Source organism: Paenibacillus sp. BSR1-1, from assembly GCF_030403775.1.
GTDB lineage: Bacteria > Bacillota > Bacilli > Bacillales > Cytobacillaceae > Neobacillus.
Genome location: NZ_JAQMWQ010000017.1, coordinates 104,362 through 124,203 on the forward strand (window position 1 = coordinate 104,362; position 19,842 = coordinate 124,203).

18 protein-coding genes, 1 other RNA gene and 1 other annotated feature are annotated in these 19,842 nt (G+C 41.2%); of the genes, 3 read left to right on the forward strand and 16 right to left on the reverse strand.

Annotated features, from left to right (window positions below; translation table 11 throughout):
• Positions 1-49: 49 nt before the first annotated feature.
• The 9 genes from PH210_RS20860 to cymR form a co-directional block, all read right to left on the reverse strand.
• Positions 50-1,129 carry an AI-2E family transporter gene (locus PH210_RS20860; protein WP_289988098.1) on the reverse strand — a complete coding sequence of 360 codons (1,080 nt, stop codon included), beginning with the start codon at positions 1,127-1,129 and terminating at the stop codon, positions 50-52.
• Between the two features lie 81 nt (positions 1,130-1,210).
• Positions 1,211-1,345: a YrzQ family protein gene (locus tag PH210_RS20865; RefSeq protein ID WP_289988099.1), complete on the reverse strand. Its 135-nt coding sequence runs from the start codon at positions 1,343-1,345 to the stop codon at positions 1,211-1,213.
• 22 nt (positions 1,346-1,367) lie between these two features.
• Positions 1,368-1,559 (reverse strand): YrzR-like zinc ribbon domain, encoded by a 192-nt coding sequence (locus PH210_RS20870; protein ID WP_223591237.1) that lies wholly within the window; start codon positions 1,557-1,559, stop codon positions 1,368-1,370.
• Between the two features lie 11 nt (positions 1,560-1,570).
• Entirely contained in the window at positions 1,571-2,047 is a 477-nt protein-coding gene (locus PH210_RS20875) for a PRC-barrel domain-containing protein (RefSeq protein ID WP_289988100.1), read from the reverse strand.
• A 34-nt stretch (positions 2,048-2,081) separates the two neighbouring features.
• On the reverse strand, positions 2,082-4,493 hold the full coding sequence (gene recD2, locus PH210_RS20880) for an SF1B family DNA helicase RecD2 (RefSeq protein WP_289988101.1): 2,412 nt from the start codon (positions 4,491-4,493) through the stop codon (positions 2,082-2,084).
• Positions 4,494-4,526: 33 nt separating this feature from the next.
• Positions 4,527-5,180, reverse strand: a complete 654-nt coding sequence (locus tag PH210_RS20885; RefSeq protein ID WP_289988102.1) for a tetratricopeptide repeat protein — start codon at positions 5,178-5,180, stop codon at positions 4,527-4,529.
• Between the two features lie 81 nt (positions 5,181-5,261).
• Positions 5,262-6,380, reverse strand: a complete 1,119-nt coding sequence (mnmA, locus tag PH210_RS20890) for a tRNA 2-thiouridine(34) synthase MnmA (protein ID WP_289988104.1) — start codon at positions 6,378-6,380, stop codon at positions 5,262-5,264.
• Positions 6,381-6,422: 42 nt separating this feature from the next.
• The gene (locus PH210_RS20895; protein WP_289988106.1) at positions 6,423-7,565 is read right to left on the reverse strand and encodes a cysteine desulfurase family protein; all 1,143 of its coding nucleotides are present in this window, start codon (positions 7,563-7,565) and stop codon (positions 6,423-6,425) included.
• A 45-nt stretch (positions 7,566-7,610) separates the two neighbouring features.
• Positions 7,611-8,033 carry a cysteine metabolism transcriptional regulator CymR gene (gene cymR / locus PH210_RS20900; RefSeq protein ID WP_223591229.1) on the reverse strand — a complete coding sequence of 141 codons (423 nt, stop codon included), beginning with the start codon at positions 8,031-8,033 and terminating at the stop codon, positions 7,611-7,613.
• Between the two features lie 152 nt (positions 8,034-8,185).
• Here cymR and PH210_RS20905 point away from each other — a divergent pair, with 152 nt between their 5' ends.
• Positions 8,186-9,454: a replication-associated recombination protein A gene (locus PH210_RS20905; protein ID WP_289988110.1), complete on the forward strand. Its 1,269-nt coding sequence runs from the start codon at positions 8,186-8,188 to the stop codon at positions 9,452-9,454.
• Positions 9,455-9,502: 48 nt separating this feature from the next.
• On the opposite strand, the gene PH210_RS20910 is transcribed toward PH210_RS20905, so the two are convergent.
• Both PH210_RS20910 and PH210_RS20915 read right to left on the reverse strand, forming a co-directional pair.
• Positions 9,503-10,453 carry an ABC transporter permease gene (locus PH210_RS20910; RefSeq protein WP_289988112.1) on the reverse strand — a complete coding sequence of 317 codons (951 nt, stop codon included), beginning with the start codon at positions 10,451-10,453 and terminating at the stop codon, positions 9,503-9,505.
• The gene (locus PH210_RS20915) at positions 10,446-11,372 is read right to left on the reverse strand and encodes an ABC transporter ATP-binding protein (RefSeq protein ID WP_289988114.1); all 927 of its coding nucleotides are present in this window, start codon (positions 11,370-11,372) and stop codon (positions 10,446-10,448) included. The genes PH210_RS20910 and PH210_RS20915 overlap by 8 nt, the downstream gene beginning before the upstream one ends.
• 224 nt (positions 11,373-11,596) lie before the next feature.
• On the opposite strand from PH210_RS20915, the gene PH210_RS20920 reads away from it, so the two are divergent.
• Positions 11,597-12,502, forward strand: coding sequence for a nuclease-related domain-containing protein (locus tag PH210_RS20920; RefSeq protein WP_289988116.1), 906 nt, complete (start codon positions 11,597-11,599; stop codon positions 12,500-12,502).
• A gap of 484 nt (positions 12,503-12,986) precedes the next feature.
• On the opposite strand, the gene PH210_RS20925 is transcribed toward PH210_RS20920, so the two are convergent.
• The 5 genes from PH210_RS20925 to PH210_RS20945 all read right to left on the reverse strand — a co-directional run bounded on the left by PH210_RS20925 (position 12,987) and on the right by PH210_RS20945 (position 17,787).
• Complete coding sequence (locus tag PH210_RS20925; protein WP_289988118.1) at positions 12,987-13,754, reverse strand: tRNA threonylcarbamoyladenosine dehydratase; 768 nt, start codon at positions 13,752-13,754, stop codon at positions 12,987-12,989.
• A 165-nt stretch (positions 13,755-13,919) separates the two neighbouring features.
• Positions 13,920-14,116: non-coding RNA, 6S RNA (ssrS, locus tag PH210_RS20930), on the reverse strand.
• Positions 14,117-14,182: 66 nt separating this feature from the next.
• Positions 14,183-15,952 carry an aspartate--tRNA ligase gene (gene aspS / locus PH210_RS20935; RefSeq protein WP_289988119.1) on the reverse strand — a complete coding sequence of 590 codons (1,770 nt, stop codon included), beginning with the start codon at positions 15,950-15,952 and terminating at the stop codon, positions 14,183-14,185.
• A 13-nt stretch (positions 15,953-15,965) separates the two neighbouring features.
• Positions 15,966-17,237, reverse strand: a complete 1,272-nt coding sequence (gene hisS, locus PH210_RS20940) for a histidine--tRNA ligase (RefSeq protein WP_289988121.1) — start codon at positions 17,235-17,237, stop codon at positions 15,966-15,968.
• 73 nt (positions 17,238-17,310) lie between these two features.
• Positions 17,311-17,550: a binding site (T-box leader), on the reverse strand.
• A 60-nt stretch (positions 17,551-17,610) separates the two neighbouring features.
• Positions 17,611-17,787: a hypothetical protein gene (locus PH210_RS20945; protein WP_289988123.1), complete on the reverse strand. Its 177-nt coding sequence runs from the start codon at positions 17,785-17,787 to the stop codon at positions 17,611-17,613.
• 168 nt (positions 17,788-17,955) lie between these two features.
• Here PH210_RS20945 and PH210_RS20950 point away from each other — a divergent pair, with 168 nt between their 5' ends.
• Positions 17,956-19,725 carry an N-acetylmuramoyl-L-alanine amidase family protein gene (locus PH210_RS20950; protein WP_289988124.1) on the forward strand — a complete coding sequence of 590 codons (1,770 nt, stop codon included), beginning with the start codon at positions 17,956-17,958 and terminating at the stop codon, positions 19,723-19,725.
• Positions 19,726-19,842: the final 117 nt, after the last annotated feature.

Consider the following 19,842-nt stretch of genomic DNA (forward strand, 5'->3'; position numbering starts at 1 on the left):
AATTATTCTATATCGAATTATATCCACCCAGAAAACGTTTGTCAATTTCTTATGTTGGCGAATCAGGCGTTTCCCGCTGCATAAAATGATTTTTAGCATGAAGGATCGCTACTTTAAGAACAACTAGGATTGGGACTGCTAATATCAATCCTAATATCCCGCCAATTTCTCCTCCTGCCGTTAACGCCACCATGATTAATAATGGGTGCATATGAAGACTTTTCCCAACAATATACGGGGATAAAATATTCCCTTCAAGAAATTGCAATCCAAACACAATGACTAAGGTGATAATGACCAGCTTAACGGATGTAGTGGCTGCAATAATGACAGCAGGCACCGCGCCGATTATCGGTCCAAAGTAAGGGATCACATTTGTGGCACCAACTATTAACCCTAATAACAATGGATATTTTAAATGAAATATCCAAAATAATAACGCCGAAATACTCCCGATAATAATACATACCAACAACTGACCCCTGATATAGCTGCCAAGGGAATCATCGACATCCTTAAGAAAAGCCGTTCCTTTTTTACGCCATTTTTTCGGAGTCAAATACCAAACTGCCCGTTTTATCAACGGAAAATCCTTTAACATATAAAAAGCAATAAACGGAATAATCATAAAGATTAATGCCGAATTCAACAACTTCATTAAGATATTCACAATTACCGTCAAAAGAGAATCCATCTTTTTTTCAATTGCGTCAATACCATCATTTAATTTAGTTTGCAGACCATCTGGCCATGCTCTCGTGTGGGATTGTAAATGATTAATCCAGCCCCGGTATTGCTTCGCAAATGCTGGAGCACTTTCTGACAGGTCCTTTAATTGGTCGATGATGACGGGAATTCCTTTATAGAGAGCAAAACCGATTCCGCCAAAAAACAGCACATATATTAAAATAATAGCAAGACCACGGTGCAGCCCTTTTTCATGCAATTTTTCAACAATGGGATGAAGTAAATATGTAATGAATCCCGCTATGACAAAGGGGAGAACAATGATTGCAGCCATTCTTACAATCGGCATCCAGACAAAGCTGATTTTTAGAAAAACAAAAATGGCAATTAATAAAAGGAGCAAAAATCCGATTCTGTAATACCATTTCATTCGAATGTCCACGCCCTAGCCTCCTTTCTTTTAGTTTTGGAGACATTTCAATGGAATATTCAAAATCCCCCTCAAATTTGAGGGGGATTAATTTTAAAACATCGCTCGTTTTACTTTCTTTTGCATTCTTTTCATATTGCGGGCTGACAGCATATTATTTCTTTGGGCGATATTATATGCCGCCATTCCAGCACCAAAGGCAACCATCGTCGTCATCATTTTATTCATACGCCTCACCTCTTTGCAATATTTAAAGGGTGTAACGACGTTCTTCTTCTTCAAACAAATCATCCAGAGAACTTAGGGATCCATCTTCTTCGACTTGATGGGTGTTGATTATACCTTTGTTAAGGGAAAGTTCAATAAAACAATTCCAGCAATAATATTGGTTGATACCAATTTTGCCGATATCCTTGCTTTGACAATTAGGACACTTAAACATGAAAAGACACCTCACGTATGATCTACATCAACGATAATGGCATCCTTTCCGATCGCTAAGGGCTTCCCGGATTGAACCACTTGTTTCCCTTCTGTAATCTCCGAAAAGAAGCCATCCGTGATTTCGTACCCTACGATTGTGCCCACTTCCTCCTGAAAATATACATCTTTTAACATTCCGAGCGACTCACCGCTCTTTGTTAGCATCATCATTCCATCTAGAGAATGTTGATGGGTCAAGGTATATTCAGGGCTCTCTTTCAACTTTTCCAATTCATCGGCATCCTCAATCATTACCCCATCCCAGCCAAAGGAGGCTACTTTTTGAATATCTAGAAAATAGGATTGTTTGAAGAAAACGCCTTTTTTAACTAAAAGACCATTTACTTTTCCATTGCTGGAAATACAAAGGTCGTGAATTTCACCAATTTTTGTTCCTTTTTTAGTGTCAAAAACCGGCTGTCCTTTTAATAATGAAAATGTCCGCAAAGAGTGTCCCACCCCCTCTCGAACATTTATAGTTTCAGTCATTCACCATAAAATCATAAGGGGTAACGTTTTCCATGCCCACCATTGGATTGACCAGCATTAGCTCCTCTTCCAACGACATTTCACCTTCAGCTGCTTTTGAAGCTAAACTGGAATCATTTGCCGGAATGGTTTCACGAAGCTTTTCACATAGGGTGGTTTGCCTTTTCGATTCATCCGCTCGTTCGACGCCTATTCTAAGTGCATCTTCTTCGCCGCATAATATCAAGGATTGCTTGCTTCTTGTAATCGCCGTATAGATTAAATTGCGCTGCAGCATTCGGTAATAACTTCTTGTTATCGGAAGGATGACGATAGGAAATTCGCTGCCCTGTGATTTATGGACAGAACAGCAATAAGCATGGGTAATTTGACTTAAATCCTGCCTAGTGTATTCGACTTCATTGCCTTCAAAGGAAATGTAAATCATATCTTGTTTTTCGGTATTTTCCTTCGCATAAATAATCGAGATAATTTCACCAATATCACCATTAAATACATTGCTTTCCGGCTGATTAACAAGCTGAAGCACCTTATCGCCAATTCGGTACTTCACTTCACCAAAGGTGATTTCCTTTCTTGTGCCCTCCGGATTCGGATTAAATATTTCCTGCAGCAATAGATTTAATCGGTCAATTCCTGCTGGTCCTCGATACATAGGGGCTAATACTTGAATATCCTTGGCGGTATAGCCTTTATTTTTGGCATTAATTGCAACCTTTTCGACTACCTGTGAAATCTGGGCTGTTGAACATCTAATAAACGAACGGTCTGGCTTTCGTTCTGCGACATTGGCCGGCAATTGTCCCTTTTTAATTTCATGGGCCAGTTCGATAATAGAGGAGCCTTCTGCCTGGCGGTATATATCGGTTAATCGTACAGTTGGAATTCGTTCCGATTGCAGCAGGTCTTTTAATACTTGACCAGGTCCAACGGATGGCAGCTGGTCTTCATCCCCGACTAAAATCACTTGAATATTCTCAGGTAGTGCTTTAAACAATTGATTGGCAAGCCAAATATCGAGCATGGAGGTCTCATCGACAATCAGGATTTTTCCTTCAAGAGGACTGTCTTCAGCTCGGTCAAATCCTTCTGAACCGTTAAATCCAAGCAGACGGTGAATCGTCACCGCTGGGAGCCCTGTTGATTCGCTCATCCTTTTAGCTGCTCTCCCAGTTGGTGCGGCCAGCAAAAATGGAAACGGTTCATCTTTTTTTAGGTAATCCTTCAGCTCCAATGAACAGCCATGCAACTCGGCATATAACTCGACAATTCCTTTGATGACTGTTGTTTTTCCTGTTCCGGGTCCCCCTGTTAGGATCAACATTGGTGACATTAACGCTGTTTGAATCGCTTCTTTTTGGGTTGGGGCATATTGAACCCCAATTCGCTCCTCTAAGCTTCCCAATGAAAGCAAAAACTCCGATTCTGGAAATTGTTCTTTGTACTCTGTTTGTTTTAGAATACGATTGATGCTAGTAACAAGTCCCTTTTCCGCAAAAAATAAGGAAGGTAAATATACACGCCTCTCTTCCCCAATTATTTTTCCTTCTTCTTCAAGCTTAATAATCTCGTTGGAGATATTTATGTATTCGATTTGATCCCGTTTATTTTCTTCTAAAAGTGCTCTTACCCTCTCAAGCAAATCCTCGACTTGCATAAAAACATGACCGGTTTGCATGCTTTCATTTTCTAGGATATAGAGGCAGGCTGCTTTAATTCGGTCAGGATGGCTGCCGGTGATGCCAAGCTGGTAGCCCAGTTCGTCCGCGCGGCCAAATCCAATCCCTTCAATATCCTCAACAAGCTGATATGGATTTTTTTGAATAGTACTTAAGGTTTCTTCTTTATACACCTGATAAATCCGCATCGATAACTGCGGCCCGAAGCCATATTGATTTAGCGCGACCATGACCTGCTCAAGCCCTTGATGCTCCATCAAAGTGTCGTAAAGCAGCTTGGCCTTATCAGGAGGGAGCTTTGGCACCGAATCTAAGAGTGACGGCTGATTAAGAATTTTCGAAATCGCGTTTTCCCCTAACGTTTCTACAATGTTTTCGGCCGTCTTTTTTCCAATTCCTTTAAACATTTCGCCAGATAAATAAGCAATCACGCCTTGTTTTGACTGCGGCATATCCTTCCTAAAATGATTAGTTTGAAATTGCAGTCCGAACTTCGGATGATCTTTAAACTCACCGTAGAAAATATAGGTTTCCTGCTCATGGATTTTTGGAAAATAGCCGGTGATGACCGCTTCCTTGTCATCATACGAATGATTGGTTTCATCAACCCGGATCCTTAAGACCGTATAAAGATTCTGCTCATTGTGAAAAATCGTAACAATTGGTCTGCCCTTCACAAACTTCCCTTGTTCGGCAAATAAATCAAGCGAGTCCTGTTTTTCCATTATGCTCCCTCCCTCCACTTAAAATTTAATACTTTATTGATTATTTTCAATTAATTTTTTGGCATGACCAGCAAGCATATGGTCTGGTTGAATGTCTAAAGCTTTTTGGAACATTTCTAATGCTTTATCAGCATTTTCTTTAAATGCATACGATACACCTAAATTATAGTAAGCATCTGAATGATGAGGATCTATCTCCACACATTTTTCGAATTGAACCATCGACTCATCAATGAGCTCTAACTGGGCTAAACATAAGCCATATTGAAAACGTGCTTCGGCATCGCTTTCATTTAGCTCGACGCTTCTTTGCAAATAGGGAAGAGCATACCTTCCTTGGTCTAAACTGACTAGAGTTAATCCCAGCATAAAGAAATTGTCAGCCGACTGAAGTCCTTTTTTCAACGCGGTTTCAAACATATTTTTCGCTTCGTTGAATAAGTCTTTGCTAAAAAGTAAATTACCGATACTATAGTACGCAGCCGCTGCGTTTTCATCTATTTGGATTGCTTTTTGATAGAAGTTTAGAGCTCTTTCATCGTCCCCAACTGCTGAGAGGACGTTGCCAAAATTTATATAAGCAATAGGGTCTTTTGGGTTTTCTTCTATAGCTTCGTTAAAGGCCTTTGCTGCCTCTTCCCAGTTCCCTTCTTGCATGTACTGTACACCCAATTGGTTTTTATCCATTCCAATCACTCCATTCTAAAGGAAAGTATATCATATTCCGTAAAAAAAACCCTGACTCCAGAGCAGGAATCAGGGCCGCTTTTATCCGACATAAGTCAGACGCTCACCATTTTTATATACTTCGTCAATCGTTCCCCCGCCAAGGCATTCATCACCATTGTAAAATACTGCTGCCTGTCCAGGTGTGACGGCACGAATTGGTTCATGGAAAATAACTTCTGCCCGGCCGCCTTCTAGTGGACGAACTGTTACCTTATTATCTTCCTGTCGATAACGGAATTTTGCTGTACACTCGAATTCTGACGGTTTTTCCTGATTGGACACCCAGCTGACATTGGCCACGATGATCGAATCGGAATATAACTTTTCGTTATGAAAACCTTGTCCGACATACAGGACATTTCTATTTAAATCCTTACCGATGGCAAACCATGGGTCACCCGAACCGCCAATGCCAAGTCCATGGCGTTGGCCGATTGTATGATACATCAGGCCTTCATGCTTGCCCTTTACTTCGCCTTCGAATGTTTCCATTTTACCAGGCTGCGCCGGTAAATATTGTCCTAAGAATTCCTTAAAATTGCGTTCCCCAATGAAACAAATCCCTGTGCTGTCCTTTTTCGCCGCGGTTGCCAGGTTCGCTTCCTTGGCAATTTCCCGTACTCTCGCTTTTTCTAAATTGCCGATTGGAAACATAACTTTACTTAGCTGCTCCTGAGACAACTGGTTCAAGAAATACGTTTGGTCCTTGTTTTCATCCAGACCGCGGAGCATTTTGTATTCTCCATCACGATATTCTACCTGTGCATAATGGCCAGTCGCAAGATAGTCCGCTCCCAGCTTCATAGCATGCTCGAGGAAGGCTTTAAATTTGATTTCCTTATTGCACATCACGTCGGGATTTGGAGTTCTTCCCGCCTTATATTCTTCAAGGAAATAGGTAAATACCTTGTCCCAATATTGCTTTTCAAAATTAACGGCATAATACGGAATACCGATTTGATTGCAGACACGAATCACGTCTTCATAGTCTTCCGTCGCTGTACAAACACCGTTTTCATCGGTGTCATCCCAGTTTTTCATGAAAATGCCGATGACATCATAGCCCTGCTGCTTTAATAAAAGCGCTGCTACTGAGGAATCCACCCCTCCGGACATTCCAACAACAACCCGTGTGTTTTTAGGATCTTTTCTTTCCAATTGTAATTCACCTCTCTTTTTGCCGAAACTTTTGCTGTACATTTATTTTTTCAGACGCGAAACCACCTTAGCCGTTTCTTCCGCAGCCTTTATTACTTCTTCCTCTGTTGTGGTGAAGCCAAAGCTGAAACGGATGGAATTGATTAATCGCTCTGATTGTTTGCCAAACATGGCCACAAGGACATGTGAAGGTTCGATTGAGCCAGCCGTGCAGGCTGAGCCGCTCGAAACAGCGATACCTGCTAAATCAAGATTCACCAGCATCGCTTCTACGCTTGTCCCCGGAAAGCTTAAGTTTAATACATGCGGCAGCGAATTTTCAAGCAATCCGTTTACCTCAAACTCAACCTCTAAATCCCGAAGCTTTCGCAGAAGGGTTTCTTTTAACCCAAAATACTTATCACGTTTTGTGGAGCGCTCTTCATTTGATACGATGACGGCTTCATGAAAGCCAGCAATGGACGCAACATTTTCTGTTCCTGCCCGTCTTTTTCTCTCCTGCTCCCCGCCAAAAATACGAGGGGAAATTTTTACGTCTGCACTTGAAAAAAGAAAGCCCATTCCTTTTGGGCCATTGATTTTATGAGCAGAAACGGATAATAAGTCAATCATACATTCACTTACATCAATGTCCTCTACTCCATATGCCTGAACCGCATCGGTGTGAAATTTCGCTTGATGGTCTTTTAATAGTTGTCCGATTTCCTTGATTGGCTGAATGGTGCCTACCTCGTTATTGCCATACATGACAGAAACCAAGATTGTGTCCTCCCTCAAAGCGGTTCGGAGTTCATCAATCGAAATTCGCCCTGTTTCATCGACAGGTAAATAAGTAACCTCAAAGCCCATTTTTTCTAGTTTTTTACAAGCATGAAGAACAGCATGATGTTCAATTTGTGTGGTGATAATATGTTTCCCATTTTTCTGGTAGCTCTCAGCCACACTGAATAAGGCCAAATTATCGGCTTCGGTACCCCCGCTTGTAAAAATAATCTCGTTTTCCTTCGCTCCAATGCTTTTAGCTAACGCTGCCCGTGCAAGGTCAATATGATGGCGGGCTTCCCTTCCAAAGGAATGAATGCTGGAAGGATTTCCAAAAGTTGAGTTCATGACTTCGAGCATTCTTTCCACAACCCGTGGATGCATAGGAGATGTCGCGGCATGGTCGAGATAGATTCGTTCCATAAATACACCTTCATTCAAAATAATTCTCTATTATTACCATTCACCTTAAATGTAAAACATATAACCTTCTTCTGGTTCTTGATCTTCACTGTGGCTCGCTAGGTCTTCTAATGTCGTATTATCTAAAACGTCTTTAATCGCATCACGAATACGAATCCACAGCTCACGCTTGGCAGGTTCTTCATCTTCAATCCCCTCTACAGGCGTAATCGGACCTTCAAGGACACGAATAACATCCCCTGCAGTAATTTTTGAAGGAATATCTGAGAGAATATAGCCGCCATAAGCACCCCTGATACTCCTAACTAAACCGGCATTTCGTAATGGAGCGATTAATTGTTCTAAATAATGTTCTGACAGTTCATTGGCCTGGGCAATTGTTTTTAAAGAAGTAGGACCTTCACCGTGTTTTTTAGCAAGCTCAATCATAATCGTCAAGCCATAACGTCCCTTTGTTGAAATCTTCATTATTAGCACCCCTATGTTTTAATATCTATATTTAAGAAAATCCTCAGTAAATTAATAGGCATTAAAATTATATCATATTCTTCTTTAATATGCTTTTGGGATAGAAAATGGTATCGTTATGGTAAGTGATTTCTTATGTTGGAGAGATGAACATGCAGCAAAAACCTTTAGCATTTCGGATGCGTCCCAGAACGATTGAAGAAATTGTCGGCCAGCAGCATTTAGTAGGCAACGATAAAATTATTGCGAGAATGGTAAAAGCGAAACAGCTGACATCAATGATTTTATATGGACCGCCAGGGATCGGCAAAACCTCTATTGCCAGCGCCATCGCTGGCAGCACGAAATATGCATTTCGAACTTTAAATGCCGTAACCAATAATAAAAAGGACATGGAAATTGTCGCAGCAGAGGCGAAAATGTCCGGGAAAGTAATCCTTCTCCTCGACGAAGTCCATCGTTTAGATAAAGCAAAACAGGATTTTTTATTACCCTACCTAGAAAACGGGATGATTACCTTAATTGGCGCGACAACCAGCAATCCTTATTTTGCGATTAATCCAGCGATCCGGAGCCGATGTCAAATTTTCGAACTCAAGCCGTTAACACCAGTTGAAATTAAACAGGCTTTGAAACGGGCACTTGAGGATGCAGAGCGGGGCTTTGGACGATTAAAGGTGGAGGTTTCAGATGAAGCACTGCAGCATTTTGCACAGGCATCGGGCGGTGACGTGAGAAGCTCGTTAAACGCACTGGAATTAGCGGTTCTTTCAACAGATAAAGATGCGGAGGATGTTATTCATATCGATGTGGCCACAGCAGAAGAGTGCTTGCAAAAGAAAAGCTTAGTTGCCGATAAAGATGGGGATGAACATTATGATGTCCTCTCGGCTTTTCAAAAATCAATCCGCGGCAGTGACGTCAATGCGGCCCTGCATTATCTTGGGAGGTTAATTGAAGCAGGCGACTTGGTCAGTATAAGCAGGCGCTTGATTGTTATTGCTTATGAGGATGTCGGGCTTGCCAACCCGCAAGCGGGAGCAAGGACCTTAGCTGCCATTGAAACAGCAGAACGAATCGGTTTCCCTGAAGCAAGGATTCCCTTAGCAAATGCCGTAATTGAGCTGTGCTTGTCACCTAAGTCCAACTCTGCAGTTTTAGCGATTGAAGCAGCCCTTGAAGATATTAGAAAAGGAATCGTTGGAGAAGTGCCGGACCATCTGCGTGATGCCCACTATAAAGGCGCAAAAGAGCTTGGCAGAGGAATCGGCTACAAATATCCTCATGACTTTGAAACCGGCTGGGTGCCTCAGCAATACTTACCGGACAGACTAAAAAATAAACAATACTATCAACCTAAGAAAACAGGGAAATTTGAGCAGGCATTTGCGACTGTTTATGAGAAATTAATGCGAAAATAGGAAAAAAGGTGTCAGGCAACATTGGATCATGCCTGACACCTTTTTCTGTTAAGCTGCTACGTCACGTTTTTTGAAAACGAAGAAGGCAAAGAATTGGAAGACGACAAAATAGAGCAGCAGCATGAGGATGGAGAATGTCAACGTCATCCCTTCCACCATTGGCGTGCCTTCAAAATATTGCATTAAATCGGTATTGGCAAATAGGATGTATTTCGCCCAAGAAAATTTCAATGACAATAAAGCTGTGAATTGATCCCCGGTAAATAATAAGAACAGTGATAGACCGATAGCCAGCGAACTATTGCGGAACACAGATGAAATCATAAATGCCATCGTAACTAACATTATCATTTTGATCGAGTTTAGACCGTAATAGATTAATAAGTGAACGACAATATTTTGTTCAGTAACCTGGCCATTATTATAATTCAAATATGGAACGGCATTCTCTGGTGTCCCAAATAAAATGGCTCCTAGCACCATCGAAAAAACAAATAGAATCCCAAGCATAAACAGGGCAAACATTAAAACGGTTAAATATTTCGAGGTAAGGATTTTCGTCCGATTAATCGGCCTGATTAGCAGCAGTTTAATGGTTCCCCAATTAAATTCACTGGCAACAATTCCAGCAGAGACGATAATGGTAAATAAACCTGCTAAAATAATGAGCTCTGATGCATCTTTGACAAAGGACCAAACATTATATTTTTCATGCGGATTTAGATGATGCTTGATTCGATAATCATTGATGGCGATTTCTTTTTGATAAAATTTCTTTTCTATTTTGGTTTGACTTTGATCCATCTGCTTCTTTAATGCATCATTTTCCTGCTGCAAGGTTTGCTCCCACTTTTTATCAACAGCTGCTTTGCTGTTTGTATCTTGATACTTAAAGAAGATCCCAACAATAATAGTAATAGCGATCAAGATGGCCATCATTACATACGTACCGGGCCGTTTAAATATTTTCATCCATTCATTTTTGATTAAATTAAGCATGAGTTGCTGCCTCCTTTTCTTTCGTAACTTCCAGGAAGCGATCCTCTAATGTTTTGGCAACTTCTTTTATCCCAAAAACCTGGATATCCTCATTTACCAATATTTTAACTAATGGAGGAATTTCTTCTTTTGAAACCTCAAGGGAAATACCATTTCGTGAACGGGTAGCTCTAATATTAGGATAGTTTGTTTGAATAAGTGCTAAGGCTTTGTCGCTTGGAACTACCTCTAATTCATAGGTGCTTTCAGTACTCTGGACGAATTCCTGAACTAGTTGTACATCAATCAATTTACCGTTTTGAATAATTCCGATTCGGTCGCACATCATTTCCATTTCAGATAGAAGATGGCTTGAGACGATGACGGCCATATTTTTTTCACGGGCCAGCAGGCGTACATAATCCCGGATTTCTCTTATGCCTGCAGGGTCTAATCCGTTTGTTGGCTCATCAAGGATTAATACTTGGGGGTCATGCAATAAACATTGTGCGAGCCCTAATCTCTGCCTCATCCCAAGTGAGTAGGTTTTTACTTTGTCATTAATCCGGTCGGTTAACCCGACAAGTTCTACTGTTTCAGCTATTTTTTCCTTAGTGATTCCTTTGATCATTCTGGCATAATGCACCAAATTTTGATAACCGGTTAAAAATTTATACATTTCAGGGTTTTCTACGATGGCGCCTACATGTCTAACTGCATCTTCAAATTGCGTTCTAATGCTTGCCCCATCAATTGTGATATCCCCTGAAGTGATTCCCATCAGGCCGACAATCATCCGAATGGTTGTCGTTTTCCCCGCCCCATTTGGGCCTAAAAAACCGAAAACCTCACCTTTATTTACTTGGAAGCTTATATTATCAATAATGGTTCTTCCCTTAATTACTTTGGTAACATCTCTTAACTCGACAATTTTTTCCATTTTTTCTCCCCTCTCTACTTGCCAGTTTACCTTATTGTAGAAAAATTTTCCTGCATGAAGGTGTTTTTCTGAGATTATTATATCTTGATTTAGTTGTTAGAATAAAACGGCTCGAGGATGAATGGGTTCTAGGGCTGGAGACTGAGAATGTTAACAAAACGTTCATTCTTTATTAACAAAATTATTTTTTATAATGAAATTATGAACTTGAGAGGAAGTGTAATATGTTTTTAAAGTCCCGTTCACCCTCAATTGAATTGAGGATTCTTCGCTCATTAAATCCACGGATGTTGTTGTCACCCAAAGAAAGGAAGCGTTATTGGAAACTCGAAAAAGGCTATCAGGGAGAGGTGATGTTTGACCAATTATCAGCAACCTTTCAAAGTGATAAGTATGTTATCAATGATTTATGCCTTGAGTTTAACAACTCCTTTTTCCAAATCGATACCTTAATCATTTCTCAAGAAACGCTTTATCCTTTTGAGGTTAAAAACTTTGAAGGGGACTTTTATTATGATTCAGGCAGTTTCTTAACCTTTGGCAATGATGAAATACAGAATCCATTGGATCAATTAAAAAGGAGTAAATTGCTTCTAGGGCCATTAATCAAAAATCTCGGATATACTTTTCCCCTAGATGGATATGTCAGCTTTGTAAACCCCAAATTCACCTTATATCAAGCCCCATTAAACTCACCAATTATTTTTCCGACACAGCTTGAAAGCTTTATAAAAAAATTTGACCAAATTCCTTCAAAATTAAACGGCCTACATAAAAAGCTCGCGGACCAATTAATATCTATGCATCTCAATGAAACTCCATATAGCCGGTCAATTTCATATAAATATGAACCACTTAAAAAGGGAATCCTTTGCCACTTATGCTTTTCATTTATGCATTTGGTCGGTGAAAAGAAATTGGTATGTGAAAAATGTGGGTGCCAGGAAGATGTGGTTTCCGGCGTTTTAAGAGGCGTCGAGGAGATAAAACTACTTTTTCCTGATATGAAGATTACAACTAAATTGGTGCATGAATGGTGCGGGGTAATTCAGTCTAGAAAGAAGATTAGGAAGATTCTAATGGAGAATTGTAATCAAATTGGGTATGGTCGATGGTTTTACTATGAATAAATTTGATATTATTCTTATAATTCGGTCGTTTAGGATTTACCTAAGCGGCTTTTTTCTACCTTTTTCCTTCTCACTTCAGGTTTTTGGGCACGTAGACTCGTTCTTGGTGACTTTTTTCTTCTTCCTACTGCGGTTTCGGTCATGTAGACACGGTCTACGTTACCTTTTTCTTACTCCCACCCCAATTTCGGGCACGTAAACATCATCTACGTTACCTTTTTCTCACTCCCACCCGTTTTCGGGCACGTAGACACCATCTACGTTACCTTTTTCTTACTCCCACCCCGTTTTCGGGCACGTAGACACGGTCTACGTTACCTTTTTCTTACTCCCACCCCGTTTCCGGTAACGTAGACACGGTCTACGTTACCTTTTTCTTACTCCCACCCCGGTTTCGGGCACGTAGACACGATCTATATTACTTTTTTCCCGCCAGAAAAAGAAAAACCCCCGAACTATACCAGTCCAGGGGCCCACAAAAAGTCTATTTTTCATCCGACACGCGGGTAATTTTGATATTTTCAAGCAATTCTCTCACCACATAGCTTGCCATAATTAAACCGGCAGCGGATGGTACGAAAGCATTAGAGGAAGGAGGCATCTTCGCCTTCCGAATAGCTGCTTGATCATTCCCGACCTCTTTGCGGACATCTTCCCGAATAACGATAGGGCTTTCATCGGAAAAAACAACCGGAATGCCTTTATGGATTCGTTCCTTACGCAGCTTCGTGCGAATTACCTTAGCAATTGGATCCGTATGTGTTTTTGAAATATCGGCAATCTGAAAGCGGGTTGGGTCCATTTTATTGGCAGCCCCCATGCTTGAGATAATGGGGATATTTCGCTTCAAGCACTCTTTCATTAAATGGATTTTATACATAATGGTATCCGACGCATCAACCACGAAATCCAGGTTATAGCCGAAAATATCTTCATAAGTTTCCTCGGTATAAAACATTTTAAGAGCGATGACTTCACAATCAGGATTAATATCCTTAATCCGCTCCTCCATGATTTCAACCTTTGGCCGGCCGACAGTTGAAAGAAGAGCGATAAGCTGTCGATTGACGTTGGTGATATCAACGTCGTCTTTATCGATTAACACTAAGCGCCCGACACCAGAACGGGCAAGTGCTTCGGCCGCAAACGAACCGACACCGCCAATACCCAGAACTGCAACGGTGCTGCCCTTCATAATATCTAATCCTTCTTTTCCTATCGCAAGCTCATTACGAGAAAATTGATGCAGCATTTATTTTCACTCCAAATGTAAATTCAATTTATATTTATTTTTTCACCATAAAAATATATCATACCCACTCATAAAAACAAGTATTTTTATAGGAATTATATAGATACAAGCATAAATAAAACCCCCTGCACAATGACAGGAGGTTTAGCACTCATAAAAATAGAAAAGAGTCCCAATGATGCCGTCGCTAATGATCCCTCGTTTTGATCCCGCATTCAGCAGGGGGGTGTCCTGTTCCCGAAATTATAAGTCCCCTAACTCGTCAAAGAGTGAGGCATTTATGCAATCAGGAAACTCCAGACTCCCGAATAAATAATGTTCGGTCAAAACTTCAGGTAACACAACGTACATTTCAGGACTCTTTTGAATTGACTTTATAATACCATATTAAGATTCGTCATTCAAGGTTTCATGAAAGCGAATTCATGCTATTTATTGACATTTAGTGACAAATTCAGCTCTTTTAATTGCGCTTCAGAAACTTCACCTGGTGCATCAGTCAACAAGCAGCTTGCACTTGCTGTCTTTGGAAATGCGATTGTATCACGAAGGTTAGAGCTGCCGGCAAGCAGCATAACCAAACGGTCTAGGCCAAGCGCAATTCCGCCATGTGGAGGTGTACCATATTCAAACGCATTTAACAGGAAGCCGAACTGCTCGCGCGCTTCTTCAGGACTAAAGCCAAGAACGCTGAACATTTTTTCTTGGATATGACGTTCGAAAATCCTTAAAGAACCGCCGCCTAACTCGTAACCATTTAGAACAAGGTCATAAGCCTGGGCACGCACTTTAGAAGGGTCTGAATCTAGGAATTCAATATCTTCTCTAAATGGCATTGTAAACGGATGGTGAGCGGCATAATAACGACCTTCTTCCTCATCATACTCCAAAAGCGGCCAGTCAGTAACCCATAGGAAATTAAATAGGCTTTGATCGATTAATCCTAATTCTTTACCAAGCTTCAATCGAAGTGCACCCAGTGCATCGGCAACAACATTCTTCTTGTCAGCGACAAACAGCAGCAAATCTCCAGCTGCCGCTTCAAGGGAAGCCAGCAGTGCATTCGCATCCTCTTCTGAGAAGAATTTAGCAATTGGACCTTTCAGCCCTTCAGCATCTACCTTTAACCAAGCAAGACCCTTTGCACCATAAACTGCCACGAATTCAGTTAAGGCATCGATATCCTTACGGGAATACTTTTCAGCTGCGCCTTTTACATTGATCGCTTTAACTTGACCGCCGCCTGCAACAGCAGCCGCAAACACCTTGAATCCGGAATCCTTAACGATTTCAGAAAGGTCAACCAACTCAAGCCCAAAACGGGTATCAGGTTTATCAGAACCAAAACGGCTCATCGCTTCATCATAAGTCATTCGCGGGAACGCAGCCGGAACATCTACACCCTTAACTTCCTTCATCACTTTTGACATCATTTTTTCCATCATTGCAATGATATCTTCTTGGCTTAGGAAGCTTGTTTCAATATCGATTTGCGTAAATTCAGGCTGGCGGTCTGCACGCAGGTCCTCGTCACGGAAGCAGCGGGCGATTTGATAATAGCGCTCTACACCACCGACCATTAGCAATTGTTTAAAAAGCTGCGGCGACTGCGGCAATGCATAAAATTCACCAGGATGAACACGGCTTGGCACTAGATAATCACGGGCACCTTCAGGAGTGCTCTTTGTTAAAATCGGCGTTTCAATATCTAAGAAGCCTTCCCCATCAAGGAAATTACGGATTTCCCTTGTCACCTGATGGCGCATTTTCAGTGTTTCAAAAATGACCGGGCGGCGGAAGTCTAAATAACGGAATTTCAGACGTACATCCTCGGAAGCATCTGTTTTATCAGTTATCATAAACGGCGGCGTTTTCGCTTCATTAATAATGGTCACGACTTCCGCTTGGACTTCGATTTTCCCCGTTTTTATGTTCTCATTAATGGTCCCCTCTTCACGAGCAACAACGGTTCCAACAATATCAAGAACATATTCATTACGGATTTTTTCGGCTGTCTCTAAAGCCGCCTTGGACAAATCAGGATTAAAGACAACCTGAACAATTCCTGTACGGTCGCGGAGATCGATAAAAATTAATCCGCCTAGGTCCCGTCTTTTTTGTACCCATCCCTTTAGGGTTACTTTTTCCCCTACTGCTGTTTCTGGAACTTCACCACAAAAATACGATCTGCCAAACATTCCTTAATCCCCCTTATTGTTTTAACCCCTGAAAATATTGAATAAAAGATTCAAGTGCTATTTCTTCTTGTTCTCCTGTAGCCATATTTTTCACATTGATTTTGTTGTTTTTAAGCTCATCGTCACCAAGAATGGCCACATATTTGGCCTTCAAACGGTCAGCTGCCTTAAATTGGGCTTTAATTTTTCGATCTAGATAATCTCGTTCTGCTGAAAAACCAGCTAGACGAAGCTGCTGCAGCAAGCTGACTGTATAATCCTTTGCCTCATCACCAAGGGAAGCCAAGTAGCAATCAATGCCTTCATTGATCTCAAGTTCAATTCCTTCGGCCTTAAGAGCAGCAATAAACCGTTCAATACTTAACGCAAAGCCGATTCCTGGTGTTTCCGGACCACCAATTTCCTCTGCTAAGCCGTTATAGCGGCCGCCGCCGCATAAAGTAGTGATCGCACCAAAACCCTCTGCATTGCTCATAATCTCAAAGGCTGTGTGGTTGTAATAATCCAAGCCTCGAACAAGATTGGTATCCACTTCAAATGGAATATCGAGCTGTGTTAAATACTTCTGTAATTTTTCAAAATAAGCCTTTGAATAATCATTTAAATATTCAAGAATCGATGGTGCTGATTTCATTAATTCATGATCGCGATCCTGCTTACAATCAAGGATTCGCAAAGGGTTTTTCTCGAGACGGTTTTGGCAGTCATGGCAAAACTCGCCGATTCTTGGTTTAAAGTGATTCACTAACGCCTCGCGGTGAGCAGTTCTGCTCTCCTTGTCACCAAGGCTGTTTATAATCAACTTCAGTTTTCGCAGTCCCATTTCCTTATACAAGTTCATCGCCAGCGATATAACCTCAGCATCAATCGCCGGATCATTGCTTCCAAGCGCCTCTATTCCAAACTGGACGAACTGGCGGAAGCGCCCTGCCTGCGGCCGCTCATAGCGAAACATTGGTCCCATATAATAAAGCTTTACCGGCTGGTTTGCATAACCAAACATTTTTTTCTCAACAAACGATCGAACCACCGCTGCTGTACCTTCCGGTCTTAATGTAATACTCCGGCCGCCGCGGTCTTCAAAGGTATACATTTCCTTTTGAACTATATCAGTCGTATCACCGACCCCCCGTAAAAAAAGATCAGTATGTTCAAATATAGGTGTCCGAATTTCTTGGTATTGATATTTTTCACAAAGTTCTCTTGCTTTTTGTTCAATCAGCTGCCATTTCTCAATTTCACCTGGCAGGATGTCCTGTGTTCCTCTTGGAATACTAATTGCCATGGTAGGAACCCTCCTCTATTTAAAAAAATTAATTATGTAAAAAAACAAAAAACTCCCGTCCCTTGTATCAAATACAAGGGACGAGAGTTTATATCCCGCGGTGCCACCCTAGTTGAAGCGGCCCCAAAGGGTGTGCTTCCTCTTAAACAGTTAACGCCTGTTACGTTCATCTCCTAATAGAGCCAAGACTTTTTCAGAGAGAAACCTACGGAGTGTTCCTTCATTAAGACACATGCAGAAATGCTTTCAGCCTAAGGCATTTCCTCTCTTTTCATGGGTTAGTTTAATTACTATGCTCCATCATTGGTTATATTCGAGTATGTTTTATATTTATATAATAATACGGAGCATCGCGTGCCTTGTCAAGAGAGTTTTACGATCTCCCTAAAAGTTTTTTTAACTTTCTGATATCACTCATGGTTAACCCGAATTCAGATGCAAGCTCAATGGATGAAGCGTGCTGCTCTTTTTCAATAAAATCATGAAAATCCACCCCAAATAGCCGTCCATTCATGGATTGGATGTTCATTCCTTTGTCACTTGATCTCATGCCATTCACCTCTGCCTTTTCATTAGATAGGCTTATTATTTCCATCCTTGTAAAAAAATTGCATGGATAAGTGGAATTTTGAGATTTTGTTGGCCAAATTTAACAGTTTAGGAATGATTTTCACTAGTTTTTACGGTAAAATAAGGAATTAGACAAAGGAGGGGAAGAATGTCCAAAAAGTTTAGTTTACTGCTATTATCTTTAATTCTTTTTTTCGGAGCCTTCTTACCGCAAGGAAAAAGCAGCGCAGCAAGTGGTTCCATTATTATTTCAAGCGATACAGCCAATATTCGCAGCGGTCCCGGATTAAGCTATCCGCTCGTAAAAATCGCAAACCGAGGCGAAAAGTATTCCATCGTCAAAGAAAAGGACGATTGGATCCAAATTCAGCTATCTTTTGGTAAAACAGGCTGGGTAGTAAATTGGCTTGTTACAAAAGAAAATGAACAAAAAACAGCTAATGCAGCATCTGCCTCAAATTCTGCAAACACTGTTGCAAAAGCAAATACCGATCAATTACGGGTTCGTTCCGGACCTGGGACAAGCTTTCAAATTGTCGGATTCTTAAATAAGGGACAGGAAGTTACCGTCCTCGACCAAAACGAAAACTGGTATAAAATCACCTCCACTTTTGGGGAAGGCTGGGTTGCTAGAGATTTTTTAGTAATACAAACAGGGCAGCCCGAAAAGAAACCGGAATCGACTGCTTCGAAGGGGACTGCATCGGGTGTTGTAAATGGCGATACCTTAAACGTCCGGAAGGAGCCTTCATCATCAAGTTCGGTCCTTGGAAAACTAACCAAAGGGACAATCGTAACGATTTATGATAAGCAAAAGAGCTGGTATGAGGTGGGATTCGGCTACCTGAAAGGATGGGTCAGCTCCGAGTTCATTGACATAGGGTCGGATGCTTCCAAGGTTGACAAGCCGGCAAAAGCCAGCGGTTTTACTGGCACTGTAACAGCCAACAGTCTTAGTGTCCGCTCAGGCGCCTCATTGAATGCATCCATTGTTGGCAGTGTTACAAAGGGACAAAGTTTTATCATTTTAGAAGAAAATAATAATTGGGCGAAAATAGAGTATAAGAATGGTAGTTTTGGCTGGGTGGCAGGATGGTATCTTGAAAAATCATCTGAAAAATCAAGTAGTGGGCAAACCTCAGGAAAAGATAAAACCATTACCATACTGCAAGACGGTACTAATATCCGTAAAGAAGCAAATGTACAGTCTGACGTGCTTCAACGCGCTAATGAAGGAGACTCCTTTTCAGTTGTCAGCATTAAGAATGATTGGTATGAAATCAAACTTAAAAATGGAAAATCCGGATATGTTGCCGGCTGGATTGTTTCTGCAAACGGTTCTGCACCGAGAATTGAGAAGTCCGGAGCAGATGGCTATTTAAAAAATAAAACCATTGTACTGGACCCTGGTCATGGCGGCGGTGATAACGGAACAACTGGAGCGAGCGGCACACTGGAGAAGAACCTTACTCTTCGAACGGCTCGTCTTTTATATGATAAATTATCAGCTGCTGGTGCGAATGTCTATATGACCCGAAATGATGATTCCTATCTTACACTCCCGTCAAGGGTGAGTTTAGCAAGTTCCAACCGTGCAGATGCTTTTATCAGTTTGCATTATGATAGCAATTTAGATCGCAGTGTCCGCGGTATGACTGGCTATTATTATCATTCCTATCAAAAATCCCTGGCAGATACGATTTTTGCTTCCACCATTGCGCAAACTAAATTATCAAACCGCGGGGTACGCTTTGGTGATTTCCATGTTATTCGGGAAAATAGTCAAAAAGCGACTTTGATTGAGCTTGGCTATTTAAGCAACCCAGAGGAAGAAATGACACTAAATTCCGGAGCGTTCCAGGAAAACGCTGCATCGGGTTTGTATGATGGACTAGCTCGATTTTTTAAAGAAAATTAAAAAGGCTTGGCACTTTTCATTAAGTGGACTTAACCCCGTCAAGTAGACAGCTCTAAAAAGACTATGCAGCCATCGTGATCCGATATTCAACTGGAGCACGATGGTTTAGTCGTTTTT

Bases quoted from the DNA above. Each gene is read 5' to 3' on its own strand.
- PH210_RS20865 (WP_289988099.1), bottom strand. From the start codon at position 1,345: ATGAATAAAATGATGACGACGATGGTTGCCTTTGGTGCTGGAATGGCG.
- PH210_RS20870 (WP_223591237.1), bottom strand. From the start codon at position 1,559: ATGTTTAAGTGTCCTAATTGTCAAAGCAAGGATATCGGCAAAATTGGT.
- recD2 (WP_289988101.1), bottom strand. From the start codon at position 4,493: ATGGAAAAACAGGACTCGCTTGATTTATTTGCCGAACAAGGGAAGTTT.
- PH210_RS20885 (WP_289988102.1), bottom strand. From the start codon at position 5,180: ATGGATAAAAACCAATTGGGTGTACAGTACATGCAAGAAGGGAACTGG.
- PH210_RS20895 (WP_289988106.1), bottom strand. From the start codon at position 7,565: ATGGAACGAATCTATCTCGACCATGCCGCGACATCTCCTATGCATCCA.
- cymR (WP_223591229.1), bottom strand. From the start codon at position 8,033: ATGAAGATTTCAACAAAGGGACGTTATGGCTTGACGATTATGATTGAG.
- PH210_RS20905 (WP_289988110.1), top strand. From the start codon at position 8,186: ATGCAGCAAAAACCTTTAGCATTTCGGATGCGTCCCAGAACGATTGAA.
- PH210_RS20910 (WP_289988112.1), bottom strand. From the start codon at position 10,453: ATGCTTAATTTAATCAAAAATGAATGGATGAAAATATTTAAACGGCCC.
- PH210_RS20915 (WP_289988114.1), bottom strand. From the start codon at position 11,372: ATGGAAAAAATTGTCGAGTTAAGAGATGTTACCAAAGTAATTAAGGGA.
- PH210_RS20920 (WP_289988116.1), top strand. From the start codon at position 11,597: ATGTTTTTAAAGTCCCGTTCACCCTCAATTGAATTGAGGATTCTTCGC.
- PH210_RS20925 (WP_289988118.1), bottom strand. From the start codon at position 13,754: ATGCTGCATCAATTTTCTCGTAATGAGCTTGCGATAGGAAAAGAAGGA.
- aspS (WP_289988119.1), bottom strand. From the start codon at position 15,952: ATGTTTGGCAGATCGTATTTTTGTGGTGAAGTTCCAGAAACAGCAGTA.
- hisS (WP_289988121.1), bottom strand. From the start codon at position 17,237: ATGGCAATTAGTATTCCAAGAGGAACACAGGACATCCTGCCAGGTGAA.
- PH210_RS20945 (WP_289988123.1), bottom strand. From the start codon at position 17,787: ATGAGATCAAGTGACAAAGGAATGAACATCCAATCCATGAATGGACGG.
- PH210_RS20950 (WP_289988124.1), top strand. From the start codon at position 17,956: ATGTCCAAAAAGTTTAGTTTACTGCTATTATCTTTAATTCTTTTTTTC.